We start from the raw sequence: 19,054 nt of genomic DNA, 5'->3' as shown, positions 1-19,054 counted from the left end.
AGCGAACGAGACGGATGGCCGCGCCTCCGCCCTGGAGAGCGCCATTCGCCGCCTAGGGGATGAAAGCCCTCAAAGCAGGGCAGGAACGAGAGTCGCATATAGGGCTTGACCTGCATAAACGCCCTCTTAGAGGTCGTTTTCAACTATTTTGTGCGACGTCACGCGCCACAGACAGGTGTTTACGTCTCTCGCGTATCGGGTTCCTGCGCAGAGCGGCGGGAGTAATCGCTGATATCAACTCTCCTTGGAATGAGACGGGCTTCCTCGGATGAGACGGGCAATTTGAGCCTCCCTCGCACCCCGCTAATCGCTCCAACCCCTGAGGTATCTCAAGGCCCAATTCGCCACGGGGACTTGCTGGGATGAAACCTAATCTGCAGATGAAAACGACCTCTTAGAAGTCGTCTCAGTTGGTCGTCCGTCGGTGGAAGATGAAACCGGCCCGCCCGGAGGGCGCTCCGGCCGAGTGCTCCCGGCCGGAGCCCGCGGTCGTCGCCGAGGTGACGGACATCCGGGTGTGAACCCCGTCGGATTGTCGATGATTGTCGATGTAACGACAAAAACTGACCCCTGCCTCTAGGCTCTGACAATCTGTCACCGACAAGCCCATGGGGGTCTCGTGACACAACGCCCGCTCGCCGGATCATTCAGAGGGCTACGCCGTATCGCGGTCCTCGCCGTAATCGCCCTGACCGTCCCACTGACGGCCACCGCCGCCGAGGCACACAGCGGCGTGCAGGCCGCCCCGGGCAATCCCGTCATCGCCTGGAACATCCACGCCCAGACCGCCATCTACGACACCGCCAAGCAGTCGCCCACCACCAGCACCCGCAGCTTCGCCATCGTGCAGGGCGCCGTGTACGACGCGGTCAACGCCGTCGCCGGCCGTCCGTACGAGCCCCTGGTCAGCGCGCCCCGCAGCCACCCCGGGGACTCCACCGCCGCGGCGGTCGCCGCGGCCGCCCACGACACGCTGCTGTGGCTCTTCCCCGGGCAGGCCGAGTCGCTGAACGCCAGGTACGACGAGGCGCTGGCCGCGATCCCCGACGGCCGCGCCGAGGACGGCGGGGTGGCCGTCGGCAGGGCCGCCGCCGCGGCGATTACCGAGAGCCGCCGTGACGACGGCTTCGACCCCACCGCGCCGTGGACCGTCGGCACCGAGCCGGGCGAATACCGGCTCACCCCGCCCGGCTACGTCAACGTCGGCGCCTGGGTGCCGAACCTGAAGCCGTTCGTCGTCCCCGACGCCGGCGCCTACCGGGTCAAGCCCCCGCCGGCCCTGACCGGCGCCGCCTGGGCCCGCGACCTGAACGAGGTCAAGAGCCTCGGCGCGGTCACCAGCACCGTCCGCACCGAGGACCAGACCGAGGCGGCGATCTGGTGGGACGACCCCCGGATGGTCGAATGGTCGATCACCCGGCAACTCGCCGGCGCGCACCGCCTCAGCAGCCTCCGGACGGCCCGGCTGCTCGCCATGGTGTACGTGGCATCCGCCGACACCCTGATCGCCTGCTACAAGGCCAAGGCGCACTGGAACTTCTGGCGCCCAGTGACGGCCATTCCGCTCGCCGGCACCGACGGCAACGCGGCCACCGATCCCGACCCGGACTGGACGCCGCTGCGGGTCACCGCCCCGTCGCCGGAGTACCCGTCGGGCCACGCCTGCTTCACCACGGCGGTCATGACGGCCCTGGGGTCGTTCTTCGGCCGTGACGACCTCACGTTCGCCGCGTACAGCCCCGCCTCCGGCACGACCCGCCGCTACGACAGCCTTCAGGCGGCGACAGCCGAACTCCTGGAGGCGCGAATCTGGGCCGGCGTGCATTACCGCTTCGCCTCCGAGCACGGGCACCGGCTCGGGCTGGCGGTCACCCACGACGTCCTGAACCGCGCCTTCCAGCGGCGCTGACGCGGCCGTCCAACCGAGTACGGCGCGGGCGGTCCGCAATTGAGGCGGCAGGGCCCGCTAACCCCGGGTGAGTTCGAGCACGGTTGCCATGTCGCTGAAGGGGAGGAGTTTGTCGCCGATGATCTGATGGGGCTCGCTGCCCTTGCCGGCGATCAGGACGATGTCGTCCGGGCACGCGGCGGAGAGAGCGAAGGCGACGGCCTGACGGCGGTCGGTGAACCGTTCGAACGGTGTGCCGGTCGCCGCGATGCCGGGGGCGATCTGGTCCAGGATGGCCTGGGGGTCTTCGTTGCGGGGGTTGTCCGAGGTGAGGACGCACAGATCGGAGTGGGTTCCGGCGATCCTGCCCATGTCCGTCCGCTTGGTGGTGTCCCGGTCCCCGCCGCAGCCGAAGACGGTGATGACCTGGCCGCGTGCGAAGTCGCGGATGGTGGTGAGGACCTTGTCCAGGGAGTCCGGTGAGTGGGCGTAGTCCACGATCACCGACGTGCCGCGCGGCGTCTGGAAGCGCTCGAACCGACCCGGGATCGCAGGCATCCGGTCCAGGGCGGCGACCAGCCTGCCCAGATCGTGGCCCAGAAGGTGGCAGGCCGCCACGGTGGCCAGCGCGTTGGCCACCGAGAAGCGGCCCGGAATGGGGATCGCCGCCGGATACTTGCGGCCGTCGTGGTGCAGGATGAAACGCGTGCCGGAGGCGTCCACGGAGAGGTCGGTGGCCCGGTAGTCCGCCTCGGCGTCCAGGGCGTACGTGGTCACCGTGCCCGGCATCATCGCCTGGATCCCGGCGCCCACCGGGTCGTCGGCGTTGACCACAGCGCGCCTGCACAAGCCCTGGAACAGACGCAACTTGGCGTCCCGGTAGTTCGCCATCGTTCCGTGATCGTCCAGGTGATCCTGCGTCAGGTTGGTGAACACGCCGACGTCGATGAACGTACGGTCCACCCGGTGTGTCAGCAGCGCCATGGACGTGGCTTCCAGTACCGCGCTGCCGACTCCGCGGTCGCGCATGCACCCCAGCAGGTACTGCAGGTCCGGCGACTCCGGCGTGGTCAGCACCGACCTCGGCATCGGGATCAGCTCGTCGCCGATCCGGCTGCCGGCGGTCCCGATGACCCCCACCTTCGCGCCCTCGGAAATCCGCAGGACCGACTCGACCATGTACGACACCGACGTCTTGCCGTTGGTACCGGTGATCGCCACCATGTCCATCTGCCGCCCCGGCTCACCGAAATAGCGGGAGGCGACGACCGCGGCCGCTGTCCGGGTGTCCGGCACCCGTACGACGCACACCTCCGGTGCCGACGCCCACACCGACGCCGCAGGTGCCGGCGTCGCGGCGTCGACGAGTACCGCCGCCGCGCCGCATGCGAGGGCAGGTGCCACCGAGTCGGGGCCGCCTTCACGGTGGCCGGGCACGGCGATGAACAGCGAACCCGGCGTCACCCGGTCGGCGTCGAAGGTGGTTCCCGCGGTGATCCACGTCCTCGCCGGGTCGCCCTGCAGAACATGGTGCTCCTGCCCGGCCAGCAACTCGCTCAGCTTCACAGTGATCCCTTCGAAGGTGGCTCGGGCCGTCGTCGGGCCGTCGCCAGGCGGCAGCCCGGCGGTGCGCCGGAAGCTGCGGTGGTGCCGTTGAGCGGGTGCGCAGGTGTCGCGGACGCGTCCGATCAGAACCGGATGCGGCGGCTCAGGCCGGCAGCAGCAGTCCTGCCGTATTGCCTGCGGTGTGTTTACAAGAACAGCGAGCCGGGCGAGGCCAGGGCCCCGCCCCGGTGAGGGCGCGGAGAATCGCTAGCCGTGGCCGTGCAGCGCGATACGGCCACTCTCGGGCGCCTCATTGTCAGCTGCGGTCGCCGGGCCCACGGCAGCCGGGCACAGCCGACAGGCAGCCTGCTGCAGGCTATCCCTCACGGCACGTGTGCGACTCATGTGCCGAGTGTACGTCCGCCCGAGCGGCCCCAAGGCCACGCTCGGCGCGCCACCGAGGGCGCCCGAGGCGGGTACCTCCTCGTCCGGCGCCCTTGGTGGCCCCGGCAGCGGTGCAGCGGGCGGCAAATGGGGCTCGGTCGCCGTGGGCCGTGTCGGCGTGCAGGTGTCGGCCTGTTCGAGATCGAAGGTGGCCTGGCGCTCGCGCTCGATCGTGCTGAGCGCCGACAGGTCCAATCAGCTGGTTCGCCGCGGTGGCCGCCTTGGGGAACAGCTTCGCGCTGCGCACGGTAGGAGCGGGTCGAGGTCACGCTCGCCACTGCGGAATGGGGCGCCTGGTTCAACACCAGCGCCTGCCAACCGCGACCGATATCCGACCGCCGAACGCGCAGCCGACTACTACCTCCAGCAGCCCCAACGCGGGGTTGGAGTCAACGCGTAGAGCGTCCATCCATCCGGGATCGCTTCACCTCGGAGGGATGTCGAGGGCACACGGGGCCGGAGGCCAGAGCGCTCGACGAAGACGTTCCCTTGAACGATTCGCACCCAGATGGATCTCGACGGCACGTAGGCCAGCGTCGCCTCAGAGCGCAAGGCCCGCATATATGTTCCGACTTGCTGGCTCTTGGGCGAAGCGAGACGATGGAAAAGTCAGAGTTCGTTGCGGTTCCCGTCGACGAGCGGAAGGCGGTGTGTGAGGCGACGAGGCTGTCCGGCTGAGGCTTGAACGCACAGACTCCTTTACTCGGCTGAGTACGCCGGACAGTGACCTCGAAGAACGACCCGTCGCACGCCGCTCATGGAGCACCCACTGGGGGTCAAGGGGTCGCAGGTTCAAATCCTGTCGTCCCGACCAGCTTTGATGCAGGTCGGAGGCCGTTCTCTCGATTGTGGGAGGGCGGCTTTTCCCGTTCCCGGAGGGCTGGTAGCAACCTCTCGCACCGCACTCGACGGCGAACGGGATAACGAGGAGATAGCCGGTCGATATCTCCGCGCACCATCATCGATTCCCCATTCAGGCGTCCGGTCGTTCGGGCGGACAGCGGCCGAGGGTGCGGAGGGTCCATGGCGGCGGGTGCGGAGCCTTTGCGCGTGCACGAGGTGTTCGAGCGGCAGGCGGCCCGGACGCCGGACGCGGTCGCCGTCGTACACGGCTCGCACCGGATGGACTTCCGTGAACTGGACGAGCGCGCCGAGCGGCTCGCCGGGCAGCTCGTCCGTCGCGGCGTCGGACCGGACGTCGTGGTCGGCATGTGCGTGGAGCGCGGCTTCGACATGGTCGTGGGTGTGCTGGGCATTCTCAAGGCCGGAGGCGCCTATGTGGCCCTCGATCCCGTCCATCCGCCCGAGCGGCTGAGCCGGACGAGCGAGGACGCGTGCCTGGGCCTCGTGGTGACCCGGCGCCGCCTGACCCCGCTCCTGCCGCGCGGACCCCGCCCCGTTCTGCTGGATGAGCTGCCCGAGCGGCCGGAACCTCCTGGCGTACGGGCCCGCCCGGCGCCTGCCTCCCTCGCCTACCTGATGTACACGTCCGGCAGCACGGGCACCCCCAAGGGGGTCCTCGTGACCCACGCCAACCTGATCAGTCTGCACAGCGCCTGGGAACGGCTGTACGGGCTCCGTGCGGCCGCCCTGAAGCTGGTGTCCGTCAGCGGGCTCTCCGTGGACCTATTCCTCGCCGACCTGCTGCGTTCCGTCTTCGCCGGGGGCACCGTCGTCATCGCCGAACAGGACGTGATCACCGATCCGTCCCGGCTGTTCGATCTAGTGACGCGCAGTGGGGGCACCGCCATGGAGCTGGTGCCCTCGCTCGCCAAGCTGCTGGCCCGGGAGGCCGTCTCGCGCGGCACGCTCATCCCGCCGATGCGCCTGCTGTCCGTCGGGTCGGAGGGCTGGCTCGCCGAGGACTGCCGGGAACTGCTGGCCGCCGTCGCGCCGGGCAGCACGGTGGTCAACGCCTACGGCACGACCGAGACCACGGTGGACTCCTGTGTCCTGTTCCTGGACGAGCAGGTGATCGACGGCGCGGCGACCGTGCCGGTCGGGCCCGCCGTCGCCGGCACCACCGTCCACGTCCTGGACGCGGCCCTGCGGCCCGTGCCCGCGGGCGGCACCGGGGAGCTGTACATCGCTGGGCCGGGGCTGGCGCGCGGCTACCACGGCAGGCCCGGCGCGACCGCGCTCACCTTCGTGGCCCACCCCTGCGGCGCCGCCGGTGAGCGGCTCTACCGCACCGGGGACCTGGTCCGGCGCAGGGCCGACGGGCACCTCGACTTCCTGGGCCGCACCGACGGGCAGGTGAAGATCCATGGCCACCGGGTGGAGACCGCCGAGGTGGAGAACGCGCTGGTCGCGAGCCCCGGTGTGCGGGACGCGGCGGTCGCCGTCAAGGAGGACGGCGGAGGGCGGCGCAGGCTCGTCGGCTATGTGGTGACCGAGGACGGCGGAGAACCCGACGCCGCCCGGCTGCGCGACCGTCTCGCCGGGCACCTGCCGGAGCACATGGTGCCGACGGTCTTCGTCGCACTGGACCGGTTGCCGCGACTGCCCGGCGGCAAGACCGACCGGCGTGCGCTGCCCGACCCCCGCCCGCCGCGGCCTGCCGACGCCGGCTTCGAGGCCCCGCGCACCGACACCGAGCGGATGCTGGCCCGCGTCTGGTCCGAGGTCCTCGGCGTGCCACGCATCGGACGGGACGACGACTTCTTCCGCACCCTGGGGGGCGACTCGGTCCTCGCCATGCAGGTGGCCGCCCGCGCCCGCGCCGCGCTCGGCGCCCCGCTCCCGCCCGGCGCCCTGTTCCGCGCCCCCACGCTGGCGGACCTGGCCACGGAGACCGACGCTACACGCACCCAGAGCGGGGACCGAGCCGACGAGTGTCCTGCCGCCGCCGCGCACCGCGACCCCCGTGCCCAAGGCGACGCCCCGCTGCGGCTCGTGCCCTCCCACGCTCAGCGGCGGCTGTGGTTCCTGCACCAGTACGATCCCGGCCCCGCCTACCACGTCGGCCTGGCGTTACGGCTGGTCGGAGCGCTGGACCCGGTCGCGCTGGACGTCGCGCTGAACTGGGTCGTCGCGCGCCACGAAGGGCTGCGCACCACGTTCGGCAGCGAGGCGGGCCGCTGTGTCCAAGTCGTGCACCCCAGGGCCCGGCTGCGCCTGGCGCACAGCGACCTCAGTGGGCTCCCGGGGCCGGAGCGCGAGGCCGCGACGGAGCGACTGCAACGCGCCGACCTGACTCACCCCTTCGATCTGGCCGAACTGCCGCTGCTGCGGCCCCGGCTCGTCCGGCTCGGCGAGCACGAACACCTTCTGACCTTGACGGCGCATCACATCATCACCGACGACTGGTCCTACGAAGTGCTGGCCGCCGAACTCGGCACCTGCTACTCGGCAGCCGTGGCCGGTGCGCGGACGGCGCCCGACCTCCCGCCGCTGCCTCTGCGGCACGCGGACCACGCCGTCCGGCAGCACCGCCGCATGGCGGAGAACGGCCTCGCCGATCGCCACCTCGCCTACTGGCGGCGGAGGTTGGACGGCATGGCACCTCTCGAACTGCCCCGGGACCGGCCCCGCACCGCACGCACCGGCCCCGCGGGCCGCATCCGGCGCACTGTGCTCCCGCAACTCCGCGACCGGCTCGCCGCGCTGGGCCGCGAGCAGGGCGCCACGCTGTACGTGACGCTGCTGGCGGCCTGCATGCTGCTGCTGGCCCGGCGCACGGGCCGACAGGACATCGCCGTCGGCACCGTCGTCTCGGGGCGTGACGACGTGGACCTGGAGGGGCTGGTCGGGTTCTTCGCCGACACGGTGGTGCTGCGCGGCACCGTGGACGAGCGGCACAGCTTCGCCGAACTGCTGGGCGACGTACGGGGCATGGTCGCGGAGGCCGTGGACCACGCCGAACTGCCCTTCGACCGGCTCGTCGAGGAACTCGCGCCTGACCGCCACTCAAGTCAGGACCCGCTGGTCCAAGTGCTGATCGTGATGGCCAACACCCCGGCCCGGTCAAGGGAGTTCACCGGCCTGGCCGTCACCGAGGTCGACGTGCCCGCCGTGGCCGCCGACTTCGACCTGACCGTCGAGTTCCGGGACACCGACGACGGGCTGCGGGCGGACTTCCTCTACCGCACGGACCTGTTCGACGCCTCGACGGTCGAGCGGCTGGCGAGCGCCCTCCAGGAGCTGCTGGACCGGCTCGGGCGCGACGGGCACCGGCCGCTGCGCGAGCTGCCCCGACTGACCGGCGTCGAGCGGAGGGAGCCGGTCCTCCGGCTGGACGGCGGCCCCGCCGAGGACGGCCGCTGTGTGCACGAGGTGTTCGCCGAGCAGGTGCGCCGCCACCCCGACGCGACGGCCGTCGTGCGCGGCCGGGAGCAGCTGACGTACCGCGAACTCGACCATGCCGCCAACCAGTTGGCACACCATCTCGTCGGCTTGGGCGTCGGTCCGGACACCGTCGCCGGTATCTGTCTCGACCGGGGCCCGGAGTTCGCCGTGGCCGCGCTCGCCGTGCTCAAGGCCTCAGGCGCCTTCCTGCCGCTGGACTCCGGTCACCCGCCGCAGCGGCACGCCGACGTGCTCGCCGACGCGGCACCGCTCCTCATCGTCACGGACCGCGAGCACGCGGCCCTGCTTCCGGAGGGCGTCGCCCCCCTCGTACGCCTTGACGCGGAGGAGGAGCGCACGGCGATCGCCCGGCGGCCCGGCACCGCGCCGCGGCGGCCGGTCCTGCCGCAGCACCTCGCCTACGTCGTCCACACCTCCGGGTCGACCGGGCGGCCCAAGGGCGTGCAGATCCCGCACGCCGGGCTCACCGCCCTCGCCGCGGACAGCCGTCGCACGCTCGGACTGGGGCCCGGGGCCCGGATGCTCCAGCATCTGTCCTGCGCCTTCGACGGCGGTCTGTGGCAGATCCTCATGCCGTTGCTGACCGGGGCGGCCGTGTGCTTCAGCCTGCCCGAGGAGCGGCTCGACCCGTACGCGCTGGCCCGCCGGGTCCGCGCCGACGGCACGACCGTACTGATGCTGCCACCCGCCCTGCTCGGCACCCTCGACCCCGCCGCGGTGCCCGACTCGGTGCTCGTCTGCTCGGCGGCCGACGTGTGCCCCGCGGACACGGCGCGGGCGTGGGCGGCCGGACACTCCTTCGGCAACCTCTACGGGCCGACCGAGACCACGATGTGCTCCACCGCCCACCTCGTGCCGCTCGGTGTCACGGACTCGGTGGCCGGGGCGGACGGTGTGCCCATAGGGCGGCCCGTGGCGGGCGCGCGGCACTACGTCCTGGACCCTTGGCTCCGCCCGGTCTCCGTCGGCACGCCCGGGGAACTCCACATTGCCGGGGCCGGTCTGGCGCGCGGCTACCTGGGGCAGCCGGCGCAGACCGCAGCACACTTCGTAGCCGACCCGTTCGGTGCGCTCGGCAGCCGCATGTACCGCACCGGCGACCTCGTGCGGCTCCGGGGCGACGGCACACTCACCCATCTGGGCCGCGTCGACGACCAGGTCAAGATCCGCGGCCACCGCGTCGAACCGGCCGAGACGGCGGCGGCACTGCGCGCTCACCCCGATGTCGCCGAGGCCTTCGTCACGGCCTGGCGCGACGAGGCGGGCGAGGCACGGCTGGTGGCCTACGTCGTGCCGCGCCCCGGCCGGGACGCCCCCGCCGGCACGGCCCTGCGCCGTCTGCTCGGCCGCACCCTGCCCGCCGCCCTGATCCCGTCCGTCTTCGTCGCCGTACCCGTCCTGCCCCTCAACGCGAGTGGCAAGGTCGACCGGGGTGCCCTGCCCCGACCCGGGCCCGCCCGCGCGCCGGAGTCGGCGTACGCGCCGCCCGAGACCCCGGCGCAGCGGACCCTGGCGGGCGTCTGGTCGGCGGCCCTGGGGGTCGAACGCGTCGGTGTCGACGACGACTTCTTCGACCTCGGCGGCGACTCCATCACCAGCGTGCGGCTCGTCGCCGAGGCACGCGCGGCCGGTCTCGCGGTGACCCCGAAGGACGTGTTCGAGCGGCCCACGGTGCGCGCCCTGGCCGAGGCCGCGCGCGCGGTCGCGCCCGCGGCCGAGAACGTTCCCGCGCGACGCGACCGCTACCCGCTGACCCCCCTCCAGGCCGGGCTGCTCTATCACTCCCTGGCCGGGCGGGACCTCTACGCACGCCGCATCACCCTGACCCTCGCGGGCATCGCGGACGCCGACGCGCTCGCCCGCGCCTGGCAGCACGTCGTCGATCAGACGCCGGCACTGCGCAGCACCGTGCACCTGCCCCACGGCGGGCGGCCGGAGCAGATCGTGCACCCCGAGTTCCGGGCGCCCGTCACGGCGTACGACTGGCGCGGGCTCGGCCCGGACGCCCTGCGGGACGCGCTGGCGGCGCTGACCGAGCGGGACCGGGGGTGGGACCCCGATCCGCGGCAGGCACCGCCGCTCAGGCTGGCCCTCGCCCGCACCGGCGAAGACGAGATGACGGTCCTGTGGACCACCCACCACCTCTTCGTGGACGGCTGGAGCGTGTCGGAGATCCTCACCGACGTCCTCGCCGCGTACGAGGATCTCGCCGCCGGACGTGCCCCGGCCGTCGTGCCGCGCAGGCCCTTCGCGGACTACGTCCAGTGGCTGCGCGACCGCGACCGGGCCGAGAGCCGCGCCCACTGGCAGGCGGAGCTGGACGGTCGCACCGCGCCGACACCGCTGCCGTACGGCCGCCGTCCCGCGCCGGGCGGCCGGAGCGGGCCGCACGCCGGGCACACCGTCACGATTCCGCTGCCCGAGCACGAGCGGCTGCGCGCCTTCGCCCGGCGCCACCGGCTCACCCTCAACACCCTTGTCCAGGCCGCGTGGGCACTGCTGCTGTCCCGGCACGCGGGCACGGACGACGTCGTGTTCGGCGCCACCGTCTCGACCCGCGACGCCGAGCTGCCGGACGCCGGGAGCATCATCGGGCTGCTCGTCAACACGCTGCCCGTGCGCATCCGCGTCGACGAGCGCGCCCCGCTCCTGGACTGGCTGCGCGCCCTCCAGGCCCGTCAGGTCGAAGCGCGCCGGCACGCCACCTTCCCGCTGTCCGAACTGCCGGGCGCCGCCGGACGGTTCGACACCGCCCTCGCCTTCGACAACATCCCCTACGACCCGGCCGCCGTACGCGTGGGCACGGTGCGCGTCGTCCGCCTCGACACCGACAACACCACCCACTACCCGCTGTCGCTGCTTGTGCACTCCGGTGGCGCTCTCGTGCTCCAACTCGACTACGACACCACCGTGTTCACCACGGACGAGATCGCCCGGCTGGCCGACGAGCTCCGCACCGCGCTGCTCGCCCTGGCGGCCGTCGCGCCGGACGCGCCGGTGGCTGCCGTACCCCTGACCGGCGAGAGCGCGCCGCGCGACACCGCCGGAACACGGGGTGCGCCCGAACCGGCCTGTGTGCACCACCTGTTCGCGGCCCAGGCGGCTCGTACGCCGGACGCGACGGCACTCTCGTACGGCGACGGGGAGCGGGCGGACCGGGTCACTTACGCGGAGCTGGACGCGCGTTCCAACCGGCTCGCGCACCACCTGATCGGGTGCGGTGCCCGGCCCGAGGCCCTCGTCGCGGTCGCCCTGCCCCGCGGTGTCGACCGGATCGCCGCCCAACTCGCCGTCCTCAAGGCCGGAGCGGCCTTCCTGCCCCTGGACCCCGACCACCCCGGCGAGCACGCCGCACGCGCCGTCGCGGACTCCGGCGCCGCACTCCTGCTGACCCGGACGCCCGGGGACGCGCCCTGGCGGCCCGGTACGGTGCGTGTCGTCGCCCTCGACGGGGCCCTGCTCGACCGCCTGCCGGACACAGCGCCCGAGGTGCCGGTACGGCCGGACAGCACCGCCTACACGATCTACACCTCGGGATCGACCGGCAGTCCCAAGGGAGTCGACGTCACCCACCGGGGAGTGACCGGCATGCTGGCCGCGGTGCGCGGCACCTGCGCCGGTGGTCCCGGCAGCCGCGTCCTCCAGTTCGCGGCACCGAGCTTCGACGCCGCCTTCTGGGAGACGTGCGCGGCGCTGCTCACCGGCGCCACCCTCGTCCTGGCCTCCGCCGAACGGCTCCGGCCAGGCCCTGAACTCGCCCGGACGCTGGCCCGGGAGGCCGTCACCCACGTCACGCTGCCGCCCGCGGTGCTGGGGATGCTGCCCGACGGGACACTGCCCCGCACGACGGCCGTGGTCTCCGCGGGCGAACACCTGCCCGCCGCGCTCGCCGCCCGGCTCGCCGTGCGGAACACGGTCTTCAACGCCTACGGGCCCACCGAGAGCACGGTGTGCGCCACCGTCAGCGGCCCGCTCACGGGTGACGGCGAACCGCCGATCGGCACCCCCGTGCCCGGCACGCGCGTGTACGTGCTGGACGCCCGGCTCCGGCCGGTGCCGACCGGCGCCGCGGGCGAGCTGTACCTGGCGGGCACCGGGCTCGCCCGCGGATACCGGGAGCGGCCCGCGCAGACCGCCCTGCGGTTCACGGCCTGTCCGTACGGGCCGTCCGGCGCCCGCATGTACCGGACCGGCGACCGGGTCCGCCGCCGGGCCGACGGCGGTCTTGAGTTCCTCGGGCGGGTCGACGACCAGGTCAAGGTGCGCGGATTCCGGGTGGAACCCGCCGAGGTCGAGGCGGCGCTCACCGCCCATCCGGCCGTCGCCCAGGCCGCCGTCACCGCCGACGGCACCGGCCACACGCGGCGACTGACGGCCCATCTGGTCCCGGCGGTCCCCGCCGACGGCACGGCGGAGGTGCTCGGCGCCGTTCGCGCGGACCTCGCCCGGCGACTCCCCGGCCACCTCGTGCCCTCGGCATGGCTGGTGCGGGACAGCCTCCCGCTCACCCCGCACGGCAAGGTCGACCGCCACCGCCTCGGCGCCGCCCCGCCCACTCGGCCCGTCACCGGCCGCGCTCCGCGGGGCGCGACCGAACGCTGGGTCGCCCGGGAGTGGGCCCGGCTCGTCGGCCGGGACGGCATCGGCGCGCGGGAGAAGTTCTTCGAGGCCGGTGGAACCTCCCTGAGCCTCCTGGAACTGGCCGCACGGCTCAACCCGCCCGGGCGCGAACCGATCCTGATCGCGGACCTCCTCGATCACTCCACCGTGGAGGAGATGGCCCGGCTCCTGGACGAGCGGGGCGGGCCGCCGTCGGGATCTGATTCCGGGTGGGACGGCCGGGCCGCCGCGGCAACGGCAGCGGCAGCGGGTGCGTCGGACGACGGTGGCGGGCTGCCGCCGGGCCTCGCTCCCGCGCTGGACGGCCGAGACGCCGCGGGGACGGCGGAGCGTGCGTCGGACGGCGATGGCGGGCCATCGCAGGGACCTGTTTCCGTGCGGGGCGGCCGGGTTGCCGTGGGGATGGCGGAGCGCGTGTCGGGCGACGAGGGCGGGTCACCGTCGGGCCCCGCTCCCGCGCCCGTTGACGGAGCCGACGTCGGAACGGCTGAGCGCGCGGCGGACGACCGGGCGGATGCCGTGGACGACGGCACCGGCGACTGGGAACTGTGATGCGGGGGGACGTAATGGGTCACGACCCTGTGGCGATCGTCGGAGTAGCGGTGGCGCTGCCCGGCGCTCACGACCTGGACATGCTTCACGACAATCTGCGCGCCGGACGGGTCGCCGTGGCACCGCCGAGCGCCGAACGGGTGCGGTACGCCGGAGGTGACCCCGGCACCTCGTACGCGCCCGGCGCCTACCTCGACCGCATCGACCTGTTCGACCACGCCTTCTTCGGGCTCTCCCGGCGTGAGGCGGAGACCATGGACCCGCATCAGCGGCTCGCGTTGCACCTGGTGCACCGGGCGGTGGAGAACGCCTGCCACGCTCCGGGCGAGCTGCGCGGCTCGCGCACCGCGGTCGTCCTCAGCGCACCCGACCCCGCCTATGCCGGACTCGTCCCCGACGACGACCCGCAGCGCATCCTCGGCACCCTGCCGTCGGCGAGCGCCGCCCGCGTCGCCTATCTGCTCGACCTCGCCGGCCCCTGCCACGTCGTCGACACCGCGTGCAGCGGCAGCCTGGCCGCGGTCGCCCTCGCCGTGCAGCAGCTGCGCTCCGGACAGGCCGAGCTCGCCATCGCCGGTGGGGTGAGTCTCCAGACCGTGCTGCGGCCTCTGGCCGGGTACGAGCCGCTGCCGGGCATCGAGTCGCCGGACGGTGTGTGCCGCCCGTTCGATGCCGCGGCCGACGGCACCGTCGGCGGCGAGGGTGGCGGAATCGTCGTCCTCAAGCCGCTGTCCCGGGCGCTGGCCGACCGCGACCACATCCACGCCGTACTGCGAGGGACCGCCGTCAACCACAACGGCTACCGCGCGACCGGCATGAGCGCGCCCAGCCGGGACGCCCAGGCCGAGGTGATCGAGGCGGCCTGGCGGAACGCGGGTCTGCCGGTCACCTCCGCCGGATACGTGGAGTGCCACGGCTCCGGCACGGCGCTCGGCGACGCCGTGGAGGCGGCGGGACTGCGGACGGCCCTCATGAGCGCCGGGGCGACGGGGGAGCCGCTGCCGATCGGCGCCGTCAAGGCCAACCTCGGCCACCTCGACCACGCTTCGGGCATGGCGGGCCTGTTCAAGGTGGTCACCGGGCTGCGTCGGGCCACCCTCTACCCGACGCCCGGCTTCACCGAGCCGCACCCCCTGCTCGGCTCCGGCAGCCCCGTCCGCGTCAACGACACCGCCCGGCCCTGGCCCGAGGGCGAGGGGGGCGGCCCGCGCCGGGCGGGGCTCAGCTCCTTCGGACTGACCGGCACCAATGTGCACGTGGTCGTCGAGGAGGCGCCGGCCCGCCGGGCCCGCGGGAGGCGGGCCGGGCGCGGCGGGCGGAGTGGGGAACTCGTCGTGGTGTCCGCCGCGACGCCGGACGCCTTGGACCGGCACCTCGCCGGACTCGCCGACTTCGCCGAGACCACTGGGCACTCGCTCGCCGCGGTGGCCCACGCCCTCAACCGCGGCCGCGACCACCACCGCCACCGCGTCGCCGTCGTCGCCCGCGACACCGCCGGCCTCGCGGGAGCGCTGCGCACCGCCACGGCACCCACCGAACCGGCGCCCGCGGACCCGCCGTTGGTTCTGCTCTGCTCCGGGGACGCGACGGTCGCCGACGTGGATGAGCGGACGTGGCAGAAGCTGTGCGGGGAGTTCCCGGCACTCGCGGAGGCCGGAGAGGCGGCGCCGGCGAATGTGCCGGTGCGGCGGCTGCTCGTGCGGCAGACGGGGCTGTACCGGCTCGTGCGGGCGCTCGGTCTGGACACCGCGCGGCTGGTCGGGTCGGGGCCGGGGAACCTCGCGGTGCAGGTCGCGCGGGGGAGACTGGACCGGGCTCAGGCGCTGACGCGGGCGGCGGAGGCCTTGCTGACGGACCAGGTCGACGAGGCGGGCCTGCTGCGCGCCGTACGCGGGTTCGTGCAGCAGGGTGCCGTCCTCCTCGAACTCGGCGGGGACGGTGTGCTGTCCCGGCGCATCCGCGAGCTGGCGTCCGCACTGCCGGTTGTCGCGCTGCCCGCCGACTCCGGCCGCCACGGAGTGCTGCGCGCGCTCGGCAGGCTCTACGAACTCGGCGTCCCGATCGACTGGAACACCTGCTACGACGGCCGGGACCTGGAGCGGGTCGAGGCGCCGACGTATCCCTTCGAGAGCGTGCCCTGCTGGTACGGGACACCGGGTCAGCGGCAGAGCGGTACGGCCCCGCGCCCGGCCGTACCGACGCCCGTCCCTTCGGCTCCGCCCGCCGACGCCGACGCCGACGCCGACGCCGACGCCGACACCGACACCGACACGGAGCGGGCGGTGGCGGAAATCTGGCACCGTGTCCTGGACGCTCCCGGCATAGGTCCCGAGGCCAACTACTTCGACCTCGGCGGCACCTCCATCGCCGGTATCACCCTGCTCCGCGAGGCCCGGGTCCGCTTCGGTGTGCGCATCACCTTCGCCGACCTCTACCAGAACCCGACGGTCCGGCACCTGGCCGCGCTCATCGACTCCAGGAAGGCGACCGCGGCAGGTCCGGACGGCCTTGACGTCACCGCCGCTCCCCGCACCGGCCATGTCCCGCTCTCCGCCAACCAGGAACAGCTCTGGTACCTGGACCGTCTGCTGCCCCCGGGCCCGCTCTACAACATCCCGGGGCAGCTGCGTTACCAAGGCGCCCTGGACATCGCCGCCCTCCGGGCCGCGGTCCGTGAGGTGGCCATGCGTCATGAAGTGCTGCGCACCCGGATCCTGGAGGACGACGGCCGGCCCTACGCCGTGTTCGACGCTCCGCCGCCCGACCTCACCATCCTCGACCTGCGGGACCGGCCGGCGGCGGAACGCGAGACGGAGGCACGCCGGATCGCGGTCGAGGAGGCCCGCACGCCGTTCCGTCCGCAGGCCGGGCCGCTGCTGCGGACCACCCTGGTCACCCTGGCCGAGGACGACCATCTGCTGCTGTGCACCTGGCATCACATCGTCTTCGACGGCTGGTCGCCCGCGGTGTTCTTCCGCGACCTCGCCGAGCACTACGCCGCCCGGCGCCAGGGGCGGCCCGCCCGGCTTCCGGAACTTCCGGTCCAGTACGCCGACTACGCCATTGCGCAGCGCGACCGGCTGGCCGGTGGGGCGCTCGACGCCGGACTGCGGTTCTGGCGGGCGGAACTGGACGGCCTCCGGCCCGCCGAACTCCCCTCGGACCGGCCGCGGCCGCCTGTGCCGTCGTACGCCGGAGATCTGCTGGAGGTCCGTGTCGACGACGAACAGGCGCGGCGGGTCCGGGAGTTCAGCAGGGGTGAAGGGGTGACGACGTTCGTCACGATGCTCGCCGCCGTCAACGCCCTGCTGCATCTGTGGGCCGGGCACCGGGACGTGGTGGTCGGAGCGGCCACCAGCGGACGTCTCAGCCCCGCCACGCACGAACTCGTCGGCTACTTCAACAACGTCCTGCCGTTCCGCACGCCCGTGGACGGCGGCGCCGGGTTCCGGGACCTGGTGCGGCGTACGGCGACCACGGTCACCGGCGTCCTGGACCACGAGGAGGTGCCCTTCGGGAGGATCGTGGCCGACCTCAACCCGCGGCGCGATCCGTCCCGGCACCCGCTGTACACCGTCTGCTACACCCACCAGAACACGGCCCCGCACACCGCGGAGCTGCCGGGCCTCACCGTGACGACCGACGCGGGCGCCGTGGCCGGCGTAGCGCCCGGCACCGCCAAGGTCGACCTCACCCTGGGGTTCAGCGACGAGGCGGAAGGGCCCATGCCCGGCTATCTGGAGTACGCCGTCGACCTGTTCGACCGCGCCACGATGGAAGGGCTCGCCGACCACTTCCTCGCGCTGGTCGCCGCCGCGCTCAAGGACCCGGACCGTCCCCTGAGCGACCTCGTCTCCCGTGCCGAGCCGCGGGTGCCCGACGGGGACGTGGCAGGGGCGGTGCGGCGGATCGCCGCGGAGGACCCGCAGCGGCCGGCGGTCGTGCACGGCGGGCAGACCTGCGACTACGGCGAACTGGACCGGCGGTCCGAGCTGCTCGCCGCACGGCTGTCGGCGGCCGGGGCCGGGCCGGAGACCGTGGTGCCGGTGCTCGCACCGCGCGGCTCGGACCTGGTGGTGGGCTGGCTCGGCGTGCTCAAGGCGGGCGCTGCCTTCGTGCCCCTCGACCCGGCCGCCCCGCCCGACCGGCTCGCCGGCATCCTCACGGACCTCGACGCCCCCGTCCTCGTCGGCCCGCCCGACCTCACGGCGACACACACCGACGGCAGGACCACGGTGGCGCTGGACGACGAGGGCCGCACGGGGCGTGGTGGCGTGCCGCTCGCCCGTGGTTCGGGCCATGTGCGTCGGCTCGCCTACGTCGCCTTCACCTCCGGTTCCACCGGACGCCCGCAGGGGTGCGGAGTGGAGCACGGGGCGCTGGAGAACCTGCTGGCGTGGTTCGGGCGGGAGACCGGGCTGCGGGCGGGGGAGCGGGTGGCCCAGGGATTCGCGCCGGGCTTCGACGGGTCGGTGCTGGAGATCCTCGGGACCCTGCGCCACGGGGCGACCCTGTATCTCGCCGACGACACCCTCCGTACGCCGGCCGCGCTGCTGCGCGGGTTCGCCGACGAGCGGATCGCGGTCGCCTGTCTGCCCACGCCGATGGCGGAACTCGTCCTCGCGGAGGCCTCCGACGTGCCGGTGCCGGGGCTGCGGGTGCTGGCCACCGGCGGTGACCGGCTGCGGGTCCGGCCCGCCCCGGGCACGTCCTTCCGGCTGATGAACATGTACGGGCCCACGGAGTGCGCCGTGGTGGGCACGTACGGCGAGGTCGCGCCGGAGCCGGCCGGCCCGCTGCCCGGCATCGGCGGCCCCCTGCCCGGCGTCCGCGCCCACGTCCTCGACGCCGGTCTGCGGCCCGTGCCGCGCGGCCGGCCGGGGGAGCTGTACCTCGGCGGCCGTGCCGTCGGCCGGGGCTACCACGGCCTGCCCGGACCGACCGCCGCGCGCTTCGTGGCCGACCCGTTCGCCGACGTGCCCGGCGCGCGCATGTACCGTACCGGGGACCTCGTGAGCGTCCGTCAGGACGGCACGCTCGACTTCCAGGGGCGTGCCGACGACCAGGTGGAGATCCGGGGCCACCGCATCGAACCGGCCGAGATCGAGCGCGCGTTGCTCCAGCAGCCGGGCGTGCGGGAGGCCGTGGTCGGCGCGGATCCGGACACCCGTGGCGCACCCCGCCTCGTCGCGCACATCGCGGGCGAGGCCCTGCTCGACGAGGCCGACCTGTGCGACCGGCTCGCCCGCCTGCTGCCCGCCGCCATGCTCCCGGCCCGCGTCCTCGCCTACCGCCACCTCCCGCGCACGGCCAACGGCAAGCTGGCCCGCAACGCCTTGCCCACGGCCGGGCTCGGGGATTCCCCCTTGTCCACGGACGATGTTGAGACCCCGCAGCCCGGACGCGCTTTGCCCACGGGCGGTGTTGAGGCCTCGCGCCCCCGAGGCGCTTTGCCCGCGGGCGGTGTCGAGGGTTCCCGTCCGCACGGTGTGTTGCCGGTGGATGGTGCTGAGGAATCCGCGTTGCTCTCGGGCGGTGTTGAGGCCTCGCGCCCCCGAGGCGCTTTGCCCGCGGGCGGTGTCGAGGGTTCCCGTCCGCACGGTGTGTTGCCGGTGGATGGTGCTGAGGAATCCGCGTTGCTCTCGGGCGGTGTTGAGGCCTCGCGCCCCCGACGCGCCTTGCCCGCGGGCGGTGTCG

At 73.5% G+C, this 19,054-nt stretch carries 4 protein-coding genes; 3 read left to right on the top strand and 1 reads right to left on the bottom strand.

All coding sequences use genetic code 11. The features are described from left to right. Positions 1-619: 619 nt before the first annotated feature. Positions 620-1,909 carry a vanadium-dependent haloperoxidase gene (locus tag G6048_RS51590; protein ID WP_206342464.1) on the top strand — a complete coding sequence of 430 codons (1,290 nt, stop codon included), beginning with the start codon at positions 620-622 and terminating at the stop codon, positions 1,907-1,909. A 57-nt stretch (positions 1,910-1,966) separates the two neighbouring features. On the opposite strand, the gene G6048_RS34360 is transcribed toward G6048_RS51590, so the two are convergent. Next, on the bottom strand, positions 1,967-3,454 hold the full coding sequence (locus G6048_RS34360; protein ID WP_165343504.1) for a UDP-N-acetylmuramoyl-L-alanyl-D-glutamate--2,6-diaminopimelate ligase: 1,488 nt from the start codon (positions 3,452-3,454) through the stop codon (positions 1,967-1,969). Positions 3,455-4,900: 1,446 nt separating this feature from the next. Here G6048_RS34360 and G6048_RS34355 point away from each other — a divergent pair. After that, positions 4,901-13,357 carry a non-ribosomal peptide synthetase gene (locus G6048_RS34355; protein ID WP_165343503.1) on the top strand — a complete coding sequence of 2,819 codons (8,457 nt, stop codon included), beginning with the start codon at positions 4,901-4,903 and terminating at the stop codon, positions 13,355-13,357. A 14-nt stretch (positions 13,358-13,371) separates the two neighbouring features. Further along, on the top strand, positions 13,372-19,054 hold a 5,683-nt coding region (locus tag G6048_RS34350; RefSeq protein ID WP_206342463.1), incomplete at its 3' end, for a non-ribosomal peptide synthetase.

It is taken from the genome of Streptomyces ureilyticus (assembly GCF_011045025.1).
GTDB lineage: Bacteria > Actinomycetota > Actinomycetes > Streptomycetales > Streptomycetaceae > Streptomyces > Streptomyces ureilyticus.
Note: the sequence above shows the minus strand (reverse complement) of the source record. Positions and strands in the feature narration are given on the sequence as shown.